Below are 16,420 nucleotides of genomic sequence, written 5' to 3' on the forward strand. Positions count from 1 at the left end.
AGGTTCCAAAGAATTATTACAAGATTTTGAAAAACGTATGCGATTCGTGAATCTCATCAAATACTGGCTACAAAGAAGCAAGCCCACCGAGATCCGTGAAATATTGCATAATGATGATGATAAAACCGATAATCTCATACTTATGGTAATGGTCTTTATCATGGACAATACACTTCGCTATGGCGAACGCTGTACCAAGCAGGATATCACAGTATTTCTGCGTGAATTAGCCGATATTTATGGATATGAGCCAGAGGAAGCAAAGACCCTGACAGATTATATCGTAACAGATGTACTGCAAAGCGGAGGAAAAGTGCGAAGATTTGAAACGTTCGACAGTCATGACGAAAAATTCCATGAACAGGGCTCTCTGATCTTATTCGAGCAGCAAAGCGGAAGCTATGTTCTGACAAATGAAGCCTATGAGTTTCTTTTCAGAACCAAGGAGATCGACAGCGAATTGGACTTTTCTGTAAGCCGATTCAAGTTACAAGAGTTTATTAAGCGTGGCAACTATGGCAAAGCACTTCGTGAAAGCCGTGAATTAGTTAGCAGGGTCAGAAATCTGAAAACAAGAATGGACGACTTTATGCTTCGGTGTAGGATCAATATCTCTGAGGTATCGATCGATGAATACGAAGATATCGTCGATCAGGTCAGAGATTCCTTTGAGAACGAAAACAAACAGCTTAGCGATATCCGCAGCCTTGTATCGGCAAAATTGCAGGCATTCGCAGTCGCTGAAATAAAAGAAGACCGCCAAATATGTCAGACCGAAAAAGAGATACATGAGATCCTTGAAAACATTGATACTGTAATTAGCGAGCAAAGCCGAGTATTTAACCAGAAATTCACACTATCTGAACTATATGCTGATCTTTTAGATGATAGCTTCTCTTATTTGCAGGCGGGTCACTTTGACATTGAACAGGAGTTACTGCTTCCATTGCAGAAAATGCAATTAAAAGATTCTAAAGATGTGGGAAAATTATTTGCACCGCTTTATCGTCCAGAATTTCCGCATCTGTTTGGTATTGATCTTTTTTACAGACGGCAAAATTCTATAAGAGAGGTCAGCAGAGATGACGGTATAGATATCACAAGTGATGACACTGCTGAAAATGTGGCAGATATCAGAAACGAAAGATATGTTGAGATAATAAGAGGACTGCTGTCTTTTGCCGAAAACAGGGCGGTCTTTAATTTTAGCGAATATCTTGACACTGTATCTAAAACGCAGCTGCATGAACAAATGCAGGAAAAAGCATTGCCTGACGTCATGCTGAAGCTCTATGGACTTGGAGAAATAGATATCGCAGGCTGGCGTTCGGCACAGCATGACATAATCGTTCCTGTGGGAGAATTTGATCTCTCTTATTGTCTGAGCGAGCTTCCTGAAGAATCGGTACAAATGGAGTCGATAATGATATATAAACTCGATAATGTTATAACTTTGTCTGATCATAAAGGCGGACATATCGAGATGAATGATTTTAAGATCGAGGTGAGAAGATGAGGCCTGAAAGTCTGAAACTATTTGCAAAGCTTATGGAAAATGGTTACATTACCCGTGAGCAGTCCCCTGCGTATTATGAATATTATAATGATCCGGAAATTGCTTCTGAACTTGCGATCATGGAACAGGAGCTTGATTTCACTCTTTACAAAACGAACGGCAGACTTTATCTTTTGCCGGATCCAAACAACGAATTATTTTCGCAGGATAACAATGATTTCCGCCGCAGCGTTGGCAATGAAAAGCTTGAAGAGCTTTATTTGCTGAATTATATGGCGATCTTTCTTTTACATGAGCTTTACGGAGGAAAAGGAAACACACTGCAAACAAGATATTACATCAAAGAATCAGATTTTCTTTCCGAGTTCACAAAGCATTGTGAGCAGGTACGCTCTGAAGGAGAATCCTTAAAAAATGCTTCAGCACAGTACAGCATAGATTTTCTACACCTTGCTGACAACTGGCTCGCAAAGCGTGGTGATGAATCCAACTCTGTAGATACCAAACATGGCTGTTTCATGAAGATCATCAGAAAGTTTCGTGATGAGGAATTGCTGTATGACGCTGACGGTGTATGGAAACCAACGGTCAAGATGAATGATCTTATGCCGTATTATTTATCTCAGACCCGCATTACTGAAATACATTCTATTCTTGAAGGAGGAAAACCAGATGCCAGCGATCCGTAAGATACGAATTGTAAATTTCAGGTTCAATAATGGTGCAAAGCTGATACCAGACGAGATTTTCTGCACTGAGAACGCTGAAGGAAAACCAATAGATACTCTTTTTAATCTGGATAACGGCGGAGGCAAGTCTGTTATCGTTCAGTTGTTGCTCCAGCCTATTTGCCCGAAGGCAAAAGTTCAGAATCGTAATATCAGTGATTATTTTCAGAAGGGCACGGATCATGCGTTTGTCTTGATTGAGTGGGCATTGGACGGATCACATAATAGTCTGCTCACAGGGATCGCACTGGCTGCAAGCACCACAGCAGATGATGAAAATGAGAGCAAGACCATTCGTTATTATACTTTCATACATGATTACACAAGAGCAGGCGACAAGCTCGATCTTATCAGTCTCCCTCTTTCACAGCGCACAGGCAGTCATATCCGCCCGATCTCTTTTGACGAGCTTCGCAAATATCTGCAAAACAGAAGGGTCGAATACTATCCTTCCGATTCATTGCGCCGTTATCAGAAGCGTTTAGAGGAATTCGGTATTTTCCATACCGAATGGGAAAACATTCTTGTGCCGATCAATGCAGTAGAAGGCGGCATTACAAAGTTCTTTGAGGAATATAAAACGAGCGACAGATTACTTGACAAATTTATTATTCCTGGCGTTATGCCGAGCAACGATACGTCAACAAGATCCCTTGAAGAAATGTTTATCAACTATGCGGTCAGCTATGCCGGGCAGGAGAAAAATCTACTCTTAAAGTCGCAGATCAGGGATTTTACAGATAAGCTGCAGGGTATGCTTCAGCTAATAAAGGATATGTGGAACGCAGAAGATCAGAAGATACAGTCTATACACCAATTGGCTGATCATTCATTTACACTTCAGCATCAAATCAAGCTGAACAAAGAAAGACAACAACAGCTTGAAAAAGCAATATCCGACTTAAAGACAAAACAGAAGCACATCAAAACCGAAGCAGCATCAAAAGCTGTTTATCTTTCACTGGCTGATTTTGATAAATCAACCATATGGCTTGCAGAATGCAAACAGAAAAAAGATGATGCCGAAAGTCAGTATAACAGGCTTGAACATAAAGTCAAGGCCCTGAACGCTGCCAAAGAGTACAAGGAGCTGCTTAAACAGCAAAATGATGAGAAGGCATTGACTGCACAGATCAGAGAGCTTGACCAAGGAACGCAGGATTCCCATATACTTTCTTTAAAATATTCACTGTCTTTGCTAACAACAGAGCTGATAAGGCAGACTGAGGGCAAATTAAAGCAGAAGGAAGCAACTAAAAAAGAACTGTCTGAAGCTTTGGATTCCATAAAGGAAGAGCTCTCACGCCTTAAAAAGCAGCATGATCACGAGAATGACAGCTTAAATCAGGATATCGGTCAAAAAAAGAGTTTGCTTGATCAGATCAACAAGGCTTTGGCAACGCTTGCTTTGCATATGACTATTATGCTTGACGGAAGCTTTTCTAAGAAAGACGCTGAGAGCATTCGTGCGGACTACGATGAGCAGCTCAGGCTTGCTGAGGAGAATATCAAAAAGTGCCTGCTTGAGGAGAGCCGGCTTGAACAGGAACGTGACGCTCAGGATAATCAGATGGGCGAGCTTCACCGAACGCAAGAGGAATGTAAAGCCGATTTAAAGCGGCAGGAAGCAGAATTGAAAGAATATCAGCAAGCATATGATGCAGTTATTAAAGTCTTAGAGCATTTATCAATATCTAAAGACAGATTATTTACTGATGAGCCGTTATCAAGCCTTGAGCAAATACTTGCAAAGCTAAGAGAACAGCTTCGGCAAACGGAACGCTGTGCTGAATTGCTAAGCGAGCAGCTACGATGTATAAATGCAGGTCAGCTTCACCTCTCAAAAACAGCTGTGAGCTTTTTGCAGGAATCAGGTATCGCTTATCAAACAGGCGAGCAGTACCTAAATTTACAAAATGCAAAAATACGAGAAGATATCCTTACCGTCAATCCTCTCGTTGCTTATTCTGTGATCGTTGATTCTGAAAAGGAGAAGGTCAAATTGCTGTCACAATCGCCAGATTCATGGTTATCGGCTGTTGTTCCAGTATATTCACGCTCTGAACTTGCTGATATGGCCGATGGAGATTGGAACGAGCCTGAACGGTTTATTTCTGCATATGATAAAGAATATTTTCAGGACGCATTTACTTATAAAGAAAATATACAGAAAAGACTTGGCGAAACAAAAGCAGATATAGATAATATACAGCATCAGATATTGGAATGGGAATCAGAACGCAGCATACTATCAAAATTTACATACGCCGCAGATCATAAGCAGCAATTACAGGCAGGCATAGAGAAGCTTAAAGAAAAGCTTCAGGAGATACAAACTAAGCTTTCGGTTCTTGAGAAGCAAAAGAGCGAGATCAAAGCACGAGCAAAGGAAAATCGTCAAATAAGCGAAAAAAGTCAAATATCAAAATCCCATATTGAAAATAAACGATCCGAATTTGAGCGTATTTGTAAGATCATCTCACAATATGAGAGCGTTAGCGAAAAGATCACAGAATTAGAAACTATTTGCAGAGAAATCTCTGAACAAATAGATAGAATGCATCAGAAAGAAAAACAACTGGATAAGAGTATACAGGATAATGATATTCTTCTCTGTAACCTCCAGAATAAGCTGACCGATCATCAAAAACTGTCGCATGAGCTGAAAGACACACCGAAAGCTAAAATACTTACAGAGGATCATTCGGTCATGCTCGAGGAATACCGACTTTATCTGGAGAATAATTCAGCTAATCGCAAAACGCTGCAGAAGCGACTGGAACAGGTGCAAGAAAGCATCGTTCATAAAGAAAATGATATCAAAAGATTCCATATAGAACCAACAGAATATAAAAGCACAGAATATTCTGCCAACGCCTATAATGACACTGAACAACAGCTTGATCTAGCAAAAGAAGCAAACTCGCAGGCTTATGAGCAACATTCTCAAGCATCGAACTATCATGCCAAAGTGAAAAATGATCTGGAACATGCTAGGGAAAAGCTAGCAGAACTCAATGCAGAACTTTTGCCACGTTCTGAGGTTGGTTCTGATTTTGAACGCCGTATAAAAGAATGTGAAAATAAATTAGAAGCAGCTGAGCGAGAAAGTGAAGAATGCAAAAAGAAATTAAACGATTTGAATATAGAATGGATATGCATTGATAGATGCAAAAAAGATCACAAGCTTGATTTTACAGAGTATACTCCTAAAATATCAGAGATTCCGCAGGATACTGATAACTTGATCGATACAATAAAGCATTGCATTGATCAGCTGACACAAGCAGAGGGAAAAGCAAAGAAATACCATAGCCGTGAACTTGAGCCATTCAGAAATACACATACTTTGTTTATGGGAACACTGGACGGCATTCTATCAGTGATCGACGATGATCATATCAAGGGAGATAAATACTTTACACTTTATGAACGAACAGAAAGCGATATCAAGCGTTATCAGGATCGTATCGCTCAGCTTGCCGTTCAGCTTAAAGATGTTGAAGACAGCAGAAAGCAACTTGTAGATCATTGCAAACAGCGTGCCGGACGTTTATATGATAATCTAAAAACACTGTCTGGTAGATCTGTCGTACAGATCGGTAACGTAAAAAAACATATGATACAGATAGTTTTGCCTGAGATTGATCCAGACAGCGATCAGCCTTATAAAAGGATCGATCATTTCATAACTGAACAAGTCCAAAAGCATCTGTCTGAAAATACAACAGCACCGAAAACTCATAACGATCATCTTGATATCAGACGCCTCTTGAATTGCTACATTGGCAATGAGAACATTCCTATCAATGTATTTAAGATCGATAAAAATATTCAGAACTGCCGCTATCGTTCATGGCAGGACGCTCTGAAAGCAAACTCTGGCGGAGAACAATTTGTTGTTTTATTTTCCCTGATCGTATCCGTTATGAATTACACAAGAAGCCTTACAAACAATCTAAATTCAACAAGCGGCGTACTGATCCTTGATAATCCATTCGGACCGATCTCTTCGCCTCACCTTCTTGAGCCTATGTTCCGCATAGCAAGGCATTTCCATATACAGCTGATCTGTCTTACGCATCTTGGAACTGCGGCTGTAACGAGCTTCTTTGATATGGTCTATCAGCTTCGTTTCAAGAACCTTCCACTCTCAAACGTCGAAATACTTGAAACAGAGGCAAAGCAACATATGGAACACGCTTTTTATTTATCTGAGCAGCTATCACTTTTTTGATAATTTACGAAGGGACATTGCCAACATTCGGCAATGTCCCTTTTGTCTATCTATTCATAATGCCTTGAGCTTCTCCACAAAACTTGAAACCCGCAGCCGAATTACTCGACCACGGGTTCCAAGCTATAATTTATAAGTGGGATGGGGGCAATTTTATTGGGTAGTCACCCGTCATCTTTAAGGCTTAATCGTCCTGAAGTGCGTCATAACCCTCTTCATTCGTTCTGATCTTTACTACGTTCTCAATGTTGTATACAAAGATCTTTCCATCTCCAATATGACCTGTATAAAGGGCTGCCTTTGCAGCATCGATAACTGCTCTTGTTGGTACCTTGCAGATAACGACCTCGACCTTTACCTTTGGCAGCAGATTTGTTTCAACAACTGCACCACGGTAATACTCAGGCTGTCCTTTCTGCATTCCGCAGCCAAGAACGTTCGTTACTGTAACACCTGTTACGTCGATGTCCTCCAAAGCTGTGATAAGATCGTTGAGCTTCTGCTGCTTGCAGATGATAGCGACCTTTGTCATCTTAGGTGTGCCGTCAGCAGACGGTGCGTCTGTTGCATAAGATTCTACCTTGATAGCCTTCTCAACAGGAACTACAGGCTCTGTTGACTTGTCTACCTTTACAACGCTCTTTGCGTCGTCCTTTGTATAGCTGAGCATTGCCTGTGACATTGCCGGTGCGAAGTCAGCGTAGGAAGATACAAGGCCATGCTCTGTAACGTCAAGACCAAGGATCTCTTCCTGCTCAGAAGCCCTAAGACCGATCGTGTGCTTGATGATCTGGAATACGATAGTCATTGTGATAGCTACCCAAGCGATAACTGATACCATACCGAGAAGCTGGATACCAAGGAGATGTGCTCCACCACCTGTGAAGAGTCCCTTTTCACCGCAAGTACCGTCTGAGAAAAGACCCACTGCGATAGTACCCCACATACCGTTGAGCATATGAACTCCGCAAGCACCAACCGGGTCATCTATCTTGAGTACCTGATCTATAAACTCTACACCTACAACTACGAGGATACCTGCAACGATACCGATTATAGCTGCTGATACTGGTGAAACTGTGTCGCATGGAGCTGTGATAGCTACCAGACCTGCAAGTGATGCGTTAAGTGTCATTGAAACATCAGGCTTCTTATACTTGATCCAAGTAAAAATCATTGTTGTGATAGTTGCAACTGCTGCTGCAAGGTTTGTTGTTACGAAAACTTTACCTGCAAGCGGGATAGCGTCGCCTTCCATTGAAGTTGTTGACGCACCGTTGAAACCGAACCAGCAGAACCAAAGGATAAAGCAGCCAAGTGCGCCAAGTGTAAGCGAGTGACCTGGGATAGCCTTTGCCTTGCCGTTCTTGTCATACTTACCGATACGGGGACCAAGGATAGCTGCGCCAACGAATGCTGCAACACCGCCTGCCATATGAACGCAAGTTGAACCTGCGAAATCATGGAAGCCGAGGTCTGCGAGCCAGCCGCCGCCCCAGATCCAGTGAGCCTCGATAGGATAGACCAGAAGGCTTATAATTGCTGAATAGATACAATAAGAAATGAACTTTGTTCTTTCTGCCATAGCTCCAGAGACGATAGTTGCTGCTGTTGCACAGAAAACTGTCTGGAAGATAAGGAAAGCAAAGAATGGAACTCCGTCTGGAGCAGCTGAGGCATATGTTGAATCAGCGATTCCCTTGTAAGCTCCGATAAACTTTCCGTCGCCAAACATTATACCGAAACCAAAGAGCCAGAACAGCGGAGTTCCGATACAGAAGTCCATCAGGTTTTTCATGATTATGTTACCTGCGTTTTTCGCACGGGTGAAGCCCGTTTCAACCATTGCGAAGCCTGCCTGCATAAAGAATACAAGTGCAGCTCCCAACAGTACCCATATAGTATTGACGGCACTGAATCCTGTGCTTTCAGCCAATACTGTTACAGTGTTTGTCATATCTTTTTCCTCCTAAAATACAAAAAAGCGTATGACGACCAAAGCCATTCGGCTCGGTCTGTCATACACTTCATTGTGCATTCCGTATATTATTGTAGCTGTAGGGGAACAAAGTAGTAGATCTGTGGTTAGTTTGTTATAAAGTCTATGTTATATTGAAAATTTGAATTGTCCCTTACTTAACGTAGAACAGCAGGTCGCTGTATGTTGGATAAGGCCAGTACTCCTTGCCTACCAGTGTTTCGATCTTATCAGCCGGAACTCTGAGAGCGCCCATATCTGCAAAGATAGTATCGTGGAAGAAGTTTGCCATTTCCTGTGTGTCCTCGATAGCGTGTACTTTCTGTACATCAGCTTCCAGTGTGCCAAGTGCCTTGTACATCTCAGTTACGAGAGCTGAAATTTCCTTAACTGTTTCTTCCTCGAATACAGTTTCAGCACCGCAGCTCTTTGCAAGCTCAGCAGTCTTTGCGATATCCTTGATATACTTAGCTGCAGCAGGAAGGATCTCCTTCTTAGCCATGTCGATCATTGTAAGAGCCTCGATATTGAGCGTCTTGCAATACTCGTCGAGGAGAATCTCAACTCTTGACTGAAGCTCAGCTTCTGTATAAACACCGTACTTAGAGAATACGTCAACATTCTTTTGTGCAAGGAATGTAGGAACAGCCTCAGGAGTTGACTTAAGGTTAAGAAGTCCTCTCTTTTCAGCTTCAACAGGCCACTCGTCTGAATAACCATTGCCGTTGAAGATGATGTTCTGATTTTCCTTGATAGTTCTCTTGATAAGATCGTCAAGAGCGTCCTGGAAGTTGTCAGCCTTTTCAAGCTCGTCAGCAAACTGATCGAGAACGTCAGCAACGATAGTGTTAAGAACTGTGTTAGGACCTGCTACTGAAAGCTTTGAACCAGGCATTCTGAACTCAAACTTATTGCCTGTGAATGCAAATGGTGAAGTTCTGTTACGATCTGTTGTATCCTTAGGGAAGTGTGGCAGAACGTCAACACCGATCTCCATCTCAACTCTCTTGTCCTCATACTTAACGCCGTTTACGATAGCATCGAGAACGCCTGTAAGCTCGTCGCCAAGGAAGATAGAAATAATAGCCGGAGGAGCTTCGTTAGCGCCAAGTCTGTGGTCGTTACCGGCAGAAGCAACTGAAGCTCTCAGGATATCCTGATAATCATTTACAGCCTTGATAACTGCTGTAAGGAACAGAAGGAACTGAGCGTTCTCAGCAGGTGTTTTACCAGGGTCGAGGAGGTTTACACCTGTGTTTGTTGAGATAGACCAGTTATTATGCTTACCGGAACCATTGATGCCAGCGAATGGCTTCTCATGAAGCAGGCACTTGAAGCCGTGCTTTCTGGCTGTTCTCTTCATGATCTCCATTGTGAGCTGGTTGTGGTCGGTGGCGATATTTGTTGTGCCATAGATAGGAGCAAGCTCGTGCTGAGCAGGCGCTACCTCGTTATGCTTTGTTTTAGCGTAGATACCAAGCTTCCAGAGCTGCTCGTCAAGATCTTTCATGTAAGCCTGAACTCTTGTCTTGATAGTACCGAAATAGTGATCTTCAAGCTCCTGACCCTTTGGAGCAGGTGCGCCGTAAAGCGATCTGCCTGCAAGGATAAGATCCTCTCTCTTTGCATACATCTCTCTGTCTACAAGGAAGTATTCCTGCTCAGGACCAACGTTTGATGTAACTCTTGTTGCGTCTGAGCCGAATAACTTCAGAATTCTGAGAGCTGATTTATTGATAGCTTCCATTGAACGGAGAAGCGGAGTTTTCTTATCAAGTGCTTCGCCATTGTATGAACAGAAAGCAGTAGGAATACAAAGTGCTTTTTCCTTAATGAATGCGTATGAAGTTGGGTCCCAAGCTGTATAGCCTCTTGCCTCGAATGTTGCTCTCAATCCGCCGGAAGGGAAAGAAGAAGCGTCAGGTTCGCCCTTAACAAGCTCCTTGCCTGAGAACTCCATGATAACGTGACCGTCCTCAGTTGGTGAGATAAAGCTGTCGAGCTTTTCTGCTGTAAGACCTGTCATTGGCTGGAACCAGTGAGTGTAATGTGTGCAGCCCTTTTCAACTGCCCAATCCTTCATTGCGTTAGCAACGATGTTTGCAACCTCGATATCAAGTGGATCGCCGTTGTCGATAGTCTTCTTCAAAGCCTTGTATGTAGCCTTTGGAAGTCTTTCTTTCATCACTGATTCATTGAATACGTCTGAGCCGAAATATTCAGGAACGTTTGCCATATTGAATTCCTCCTATTATAAATTATAGTCTAAAGAAATAAAAAAAGACACTGCGAACCTGATCGGTTCACAGCGCCTTTGCTGTTTACAGTTATGAGTATATACCTTTTGACCTCATTTGTCAAGGCTTTTTTTAATTTTTATAGACTTTTACAAATCGACGCAAAAATATTTGTTGAAACTTGTGAAATCACATCTCATTTCAATAAAATGCACATATTTTTGTAAAGAAATACTTCAAACTGCTAAAACAGTGAAAAAAAGTGGGCGACCCTAGGTCGCCCCTACGATAATATCCTAAATATCTATATAATGATCCTTATCAGGTCTGTCTTTGAGCTCTTTTTTCATAAGCTTCTTTACCTTTTTGAGCTTTGAGCCTGCGGTAAAACAGCCGAAGATATTCGTCACACCTGAAACGAGCAGAGCGATACCAAGGACTATCATTGCGGTTTCGCCTAAAATAAGAGGGTCAAAGAGGAGGAGTATACCAACGAGAGTGGTAACAGCAGCTGAGATACAGCTTACGTTCCAGCTTTCTACACCTGCACGTCTAAGGTTAAGGGAGTCCTGAATGTTCACGATGCCGCTTATGAGCATATAAAGTCCGCAGACAACGGCAATGACTTTCGGGATAAAATCAGGTCTTATGATAATGAAAATACCTATGGCGGCGAGGATGATCCCTCTCACAAGGCTTGAAGAATAGCTCTGGTCGTCTTTGCCCATGGCGAAGTATCTTATAAGCTCCACTGCACCGAATGCGGTGAAAAGTCCACCAATAACATAGCCTATGGCGTCGGTAAAGAAATTAGGGTCGATTATGAGTGCGATGCCCAGCACTACGCAGAATATGGACAATACCCAATAGCTTCTGAATACTTTTTTGATATATTCCATTTTTATCTTTCCTTTCATGTTTTTATAATGCTGCAAGCTAGCGACTGGACGTGCGACCTCAGGTCGCCCCTACAATTTATTTGTGCAGTACAAAGGTGTTGCATTAATAAATGCACAGCGTGAAATGCCCGTCACGGCGAGTGACCGCCCCTGCAATAAACAAAACAACGTTGAAAAGCGGGCTGTCGAGGGTGCCAGCCATTACAAATATTATTTTGCCGACTTTAGCTTTGCCGCCTTTATTACTTTCATTCGTGAGAACTCCTCTCTGTCCTTTTCTTCAAGAGAGTCAGTAATGAATTTCACTATGTGTTCATTTCTTGGAATGATTATGTTTTGCAGGGCGTTTGCTCTGCGCTGTGTCTTTTTTATGGCTACGGACAGTCTGTAGATACTGTTTTCCACTTCTGCGAGGACTGCTGTGGTCTGTTTTACCTTTTCAAAGGCAAGATAGGCTCTGTCAAGCTGAGAATCGGTCTGAGAAAAGCCGTATGTGACTTTCAGAGGGCGTTCTTTAAGCGTGACCTTTGGCAGCTCAACGCCCATGACGCTTCTTGTGCTTATCTCAACGCCTGTTTCAACAGGGATACAATTTGCATAAGGTGTAACAAGACCCATGGAGATATTTGCAAGCTGGAGTGCGCTGTAGGCTTCCTTGTAGGTGTCCTCAATGCTTCCTCTAAGCTCCCCTGCTTTGTCAACAAGGCTCATAAGCTCTCTTATAAGGATATTTCTTTTTCTGTCCAGAAGCTCATAGCCCAATGCGGCAAGCTTCAGAGCCTTTTTATAAAGTATAAGATTTCCCTTTGTGGCAAAGACCTGCTGTTCAGCCATTGGTCACACCCTCTTTCTATTATATCACTGTATCATTAAAAAATCTAGTATGGTCTGAAAATCAAGCAGGGGCGAACATCGTTTACCCAATTTTTTATCATAATTGTTTTATGCGGTGCAAATATGTGGCATTAACAAAAAGTGTAGCGTAAAATGCCCGTCAAGGCAAGTGACCGCCCCTATATAATTATTTGAACGGCACAGATGTGTCCCATTATAATTTTAGTCCTCTGCAAAAAGTGCCTTAGCTTTTTCGGCACTGTAATAATGCTCAAGATGTTCTTCGTCAACACGGTCAAGCTCTGATTTCGGCAGGGTGGAGAGCAAGCTCCAGCCTAAGTCGAGAGTTTCGTCTATGGAACGGTTCACGTCAAAGCCTTGGTCGATAAAATGCTTTTCAAAAAGCGTGCCGAATTTCAGATAGGCTTTATCGGTATCGGAAAGCTCCTCCTCGCCGATAACAGAAGCAAGACTTCTTGCGTCCTGTACTTTTGCATAGGCTGCAAAAAGCTGGTTCGACACCATTTGGTGGTCTTCCCTTGTATAGCCCTCGCCTATGCCGTCTTTCATAAGTCTTGAAAGGCTCGGCAGGATAGAAACAGCAGGATAAACGCCTGTTTGGTCGAGGTTTCTGTCAAGAACTATCTGCCCCTCGGTTATATAGCCTGTAAGGTCAGGGACAGGGTGGGTGATATCGTCATTCGGCATGGTGAGAATAGGTATCTGCGTAACAGATCCTTTTGCACCTTTTACAATGCCTGCTCTTTCATAGATAGAGGCAAGGTCGGAATAGAGATAGCCCGGATAGCCTTTTCTTCCCGGTATCTCCCCCTTTGATGAGGAGAACTCTCGCAAGGCTTCGGCATAGGAAGTCATATCTGTGAGGATAACGAGAATGTGCATATCATGCTCAAAGGCAAGATATTCGGCACAAGTGAGGGCGCATCTTGGAGTGAGGATACGCTCTATGATAGGGTCGTTGGAGAGGTTTAAAAACATTGCGACCCTTTGCAAAACGCCTGTTTCCTCGAAACAGCGTTTGAAATAATCTGCAACGTCGTTTTTTACGCCCATTGCTCCGAAAACTATTGCGAAATCCTGCCCGTTTTCGTCGGCGATTTTCGCTTGCCTTACTATCTGCACAGCGAGCTTATTATGGGAAAGTCCCGAACCTGAGAAGATAGGGAGTTTCTGACCTCTTATAAGGGTGGTCAGAGCGTCTATGGAAGATATTCCTGTGTTTATATAGTTTCGAGGATATGTTCTTGAAACAGGGTTAAGGGGCGAACCGTTTATGTCACGGTACTTTTCGGGGAAGATCTCTCCCAGACCGTCGATAGGCTTGCCTGCTCCGCTGAATATCCTGCCCAGCATTTCGGTAGACAATGCAAGCTCCATAGGCTTGCCCTGAAAGCTTGTGGTGGTATTAACAAGGGAAAGTCCTTTTGTTCCCTCGAAAACCTGCAAAACGGCTCTGTCTTTTTCCACCTCTACAACTCTTGCAAGGCGACGTGTGCCGTCATCAAGCTTTATTTCTGCCATTTCGTCATAGGAAATGCCGCTTACATGGTCAAGTGCAACGAGCGGTCCGTTTATTTCGCTAAGACCGATATATTTTACGTTCACGCTCCTGTACCTCCTGTCAAAGCCTCCATATCGGCTTTCATATTCTTTTCGTATTCGTCAAAAAGCTCTATTTTATCGTTCGGTATATCATACTTGACTTTGATAAGCTTTTCTATCCAGCCGCAGCCTATTATTTTATCAACGTTCACGCCCTGTGAAAGTGCTTTCTTTGCAAGGGCATAGAAATCTGTGATAAGCTTCATCATGCGGTACTGCTTATCAAGGGGGACGTAGGTATCGTCCTTATGATAGGCGTTTTGCTGTAAAAAGCCTACTCTTACGGCTCTTGCGGTTTCGATAAGAAGCTTCTGATCGTCAGGGAGGACGTCAGTACCCATGAGCTTAACTATCTCCATAAGGGTATTTTCCTCAACGAGAATATTTGATATCTCCTGTCTGACTTTCATGAAGTTCTCATTGACGTTTTTATTATAATAATCTGCAAGGTCTTCTGCATACTCGGAATAGCTTGTGTTCCAGTTTATTGCAGGATAATGTCTTGCATAGGCGAGGGATTTATCCAGTGCCCAGAAGCAACGTACAAAACGCTTTGTGTTCTGTGTGACAGGCTCGGAAAAGTCAGAGCCTTGGGGCGAAACTGCTCCGATTATAGTAACAGAGCCTTCCCTTCCATTTAGAGTTTCAACATAGCCTGCACGCTCATAAAACTCAGAAATTCGTGACGGCAGATAGGCAGGGAAACCTTCCTCGGCAGGCATTTCTTCAAGTCTGCCTGATATCTCACGGAGAGCTTCTGCCCAACGTGAGGTAGAGTCTGCCATAATTGCGATATGATAACCCATATCACGGTAATACTCGGCAAGGGTTATGCCCGTATAGATAGAGGCTTCACGGGCAGCGACAGGCATATTTGAGGTATTTGCGATAAGCACTGTTCGGTCGGTAAGCGGTCTTTGTGTTTTCGGGTCGATAAGCTCGGAGAACTCCTCAAGCACCTGCGTCATTTCGTTTCCACGTTCGCCGCAGCCTATATAGACGATTATATCTGCGTCACACCACTTTGCAAGCTGGTGCTGGGTCATGGTCTTGCCTGTGCCGAAGCCCCCAGGGATAGCGGCTGTTCCGCCTTTTGCAACCGGCAGGATAGTATCAACGATACGCTGACCTGTTACCAACGGCTTTGTAATAGGCAGGCGGTTTTTGCATGGTCTTGATGTTCTGATAGGCCATTTCTGACAGAGGGTGAGTTCCTCTACTGCTCCGTTAGGGGCTTTTATTTTTGCCACAACGTCATTTATTGTATAGTCGCCGTTTTCGGCAGTCCATATGACCTCTCCGCCTTTTGACAGAGGGGAAAGCATACACTTATGTGTTATAAGTGGTGTTTCGGGGCAGGTGCAATAAATATCCCCTGCGGAAAGCTTATCCCCTGTTTTCACTGTCATTGTAACGGGATACTTTTTCTCTGTATCAAGCGAGCTTACGTCTGCACCGTCAGCGATAAAAGCACCTGAGACTTCTTCAAGCTTTTTAAGCGGTCTTTCGATGCCGTCGAAGATGTTATTTATTATACCGGGGCCGAGGGTGGCTGACATCGGTGCGCCTGTTGAGGTAACAGGCTCGCCGGGCATAAGTCCTGTTGTGCCCTCATAGACCTGAATGGTGGTAAAATCAGACTGCACTCTTATGACCTCGCCGATAAGACGCTTTTTGCCCACATAGACCATTTCCTGCATGGCAAAGCTTTTCGTATCTGCAACCTTTACTACAGGTCCGTTTACCGAATATATTTTATCCATAAAAAACTCCTTATTACCCAAGCACTAGCTCGGCTTTTTCAGTAAAGGCTGAACGCTGCCCCTCAAATGCTGAATCAAAGGTATAATCAAGTGCTATACCCTTATCCTCATAGACCATGAGCATACCGCCAAGCTCTATGGAATCTCGGCTTTTTACTTCAAAGTCTGCAAGGTCAGAGGCGTATTTCATATCCTCAGGTGAGAGGTAGATAACGCCCTTATGCTCGGGATAGGTCTGTTTGCATTTTTCGGCTTTTTCTTTTAGCCAAGACTTATAATCTCTGCTTGCTTTGAAAGTCGCAAGCCTACTTTTTACGTTGTCAAAAACGCTGTCTATAAGCTTTTCTCTATGGCAAAGCACGTTTCTTTTAGCTTCAAGCTGTTTTGAAGATATTTCCCTTACGGCTCTTGCCTCCTCGGTCTTATCTGTGGAGGCTTTTTTTGAATCTGCGAGGCTTTGTGCTTCTATTTTCGCCTGAGCAAGCTCGTTTTCTCGCTGTTTATCGGCGGCTTGGGTTATGAGCTTTGCCTGCTTTTCAGCGTCCTCAAAGACAGCCTGCTTGAAGCGTTCAAGTTTTATCGTCTGATTTTCCATTACTAAACTC

General features: G+C 43.2%; 10 protein-coding genes. 3 read left to right on the forward strand and 7 right to left on the reverse strand.

All coding sequences use genetic code 11. The features are described from left to right. Nucleotides 1–37: 37 nt before the first annotated feature. Genes DWW81_RS10875 through DWW81_RS10885 form a run of 3 tightly spaced genes read left to right on the forward strand, consistent with a single transcriptional unit; the run spans nt 38 to nt 6,481 of the window. The gene (locus DWW81_RS10875; RefSeq protein WP_147338988.1) at nt 38–1,516 is read left to right on the forward strand and encodes a hypothetical protein; all 1,479 of its coding nucleotides are present in this window, start codon (nt 38–40) and stop codon (nt 1,514–1,516) included. Beyond that, the gene (locus tag DWW81_RS10880) at nt 1,513–2,205 is read left to right on the forward strand and encodes a DUF6063 family protein (RefSeq protein ID WP_117897788.1); all 693 of its coding nucleotides are present in this window, start codon (nt 1,513–1,515) and stop codon (nt 2,203–2,205) included. Before DWW81_RS10875 ends, DWW81_RS10880 begins: the two co-directional genes overlap by 4 nt. Then, nucleotides 2,171–6,481 carry a hypothetical protein gene (locus tag DWW81_RS10885; protein WP_147338989.1) on the forward strand — a complete coding sequence of 1,437 codons (4,311 nt, stop codon included), beginning with the start codon at nt 2,171–2,173 and terminating at the stop codon, nt 6,479–6,481. The genes DWW81_RS10880 and DWW81_RS10885 overlap by 35 nt, the downstream gene beginning before the upstream one ends. Nucleotides 6,482–6,665: 184 nt before the next feature. On the opposite strand, the gene DWW81_RS10890 is transcribed toward DWW81_RS10885, so the two are convergent. The 7 genes from DWW81_RS10890 to DWW81_RS10920 form a co-directional block, all read right to left on the reverse strand. After that, nucleotides 6,666–8,438, reverse strand: coding sequence for an ammonium transporter (locus DWW81_RS10890; RefSeq protein ID WP_117857132.1), 1,773 nt, complete (start codon nt 8,436–8,438; stop codon nt 6,666–6,668). A 175-nt stretch (nt 8,439–8,613) separates the two neighbouring features. Beyond that, entirely contained in the window at nt 8,614–10,695 is a 2,082-nt protein-coding gene (locus tag DWW81_RS10895) for a glutamine synthetase III (protein ID WP_117897782.1), read from the reverse strand. Nucleotides 10,696–10,992: 297 nt separating this feature from the next. Then, nucleotides 10,993–11,595 carry a DUF308 domain-containing protein gene (locus DWW81_RS10900; protein ID WP_181979879.1) on the reverse strand — a complete coding sequence of 201 codons (603 nt, stop codon included), beginning with the start codon at nt 11,593–11,595 and terminating at the stop codon, nt 10,993–10,995. A 210-nt stretch (nt 11,596–11,805) separates the two neighbouring features. Then, complete coding sequence (locus DWW81_RS10905) at nt 11,806–12,429, reverse strand: V-type ATP synthase subunit D (RefSeq protein ID WP_038672664.1); 624 nt, start codon at nt 12,427–12,429, stop codon at nt 11,806–11,808. 222 nt (nt 12,430–12,651) lie between these two features. Further along, nucleotides 12,652–14,055, reverse strand: coding sequence for a V-type ATP synthase subunit B (locus DWW81_RS10910; protein ID WP_038672666.1), 1,404 nt, complete (start codon nt 14,053–14,055; stop codon nt 12,652–12,654). Then, entirely contained in the window at nt 14,052–15,815 is a 1,764-nt protein-coding gene (locus tag DWW81_RS10915) for a V-type ATP synthase subunit A (RefSeq protein WP_117897778.1), read from the reverse strand. Before DWW81_RS10915 ends, DWW81_RS10910 begins: the two co-directional genes overlap by 4 nt. A 13-nt stretch (nt 15,816–15,828) precedes the next feature. Beyond that, on the reverse strand, nt 15,829–16,410 hold the full coding sequence (locus tag DWW81_RS10920) for a V-type ATP synthase subunit E (RefSeq protein WP_117897776.1): 582 nt from the start codon (nt 16,408–16,410) through the stop codon (nt 15,829–15,831). Nucleotides 16,411–16,420: the final 10 nt, after the last annotated feature.

Origin of the sequence: Ruminococcus sp. AF17-1AC, assembly GCF_003461385.1 — a bacterium.
In the GTDB taxonomy this organism is placed as follows: Bacteria; Bacillota; Clostridia; order Oscillospirales; family Ruminococcaceae; genus Hominimerdicola; species Hominimerdicola aceti.

Bases quoted from the DNA above. Each gene is read 5' to 3' on its own strand.
- DWW81_RS10895 (WP_117897782.1), bottom strand. From the start codon at position 10,695: ATGGCAAACGTTCCTGAATATTTCGGCTCAGACGTATTCAATGAATCA.
- DWW81_RS10880 (WP_117897788.1), top strand. From the start codon at position 1,513: ATGAGGCCTGAAAGTCTGAAACTATTTGCAAAGCTTATGGAAAATGGT.
- DWW81_RS10915 (WP_117897778.1), bottom strand. From the start codon at position 15,815: ATGGATAAAATATATTCGGTAAACGGACCTGTAGTAAAGGTTGCAGAT.
- DWW81_RS10905 (WP_038672664.1), bottom strand. From the start codon at position 12,429: ATGGCTGAACAGCAGGTCTTTGCCACAAAGGGAAATCTTATACTTTAT.
- DWW81_RS10875 (WP_147338988.1), top strand. From the start codon at position 38: ATGCGATTCGTGAATCTCATCAAATACTGGCTACAAAGAAGCAAGCCC.
- DWW81_RS10900 (WP_181979879.1), bottom strand. From the start codon at position 11,595: ATGGAATATATCAAAAAAGTATTCAGAAGCTATTGGGTATTGTCCATA.
- DWW81_RS10890 (WP_117857132.1), bottom strand. From the start codon at position 8,438: ATGACAAACACTGTAACAGTATTGGCTGAAAGCACAGGATTCAGTGCC.
- DWW81_RS10920 (WP_117897776.1), bottom strand. From the start codon at position 16,410: ATGGAAAATCAGACGATAAAACTTGAACGCTTCAAGCAGGCTGTCTTT.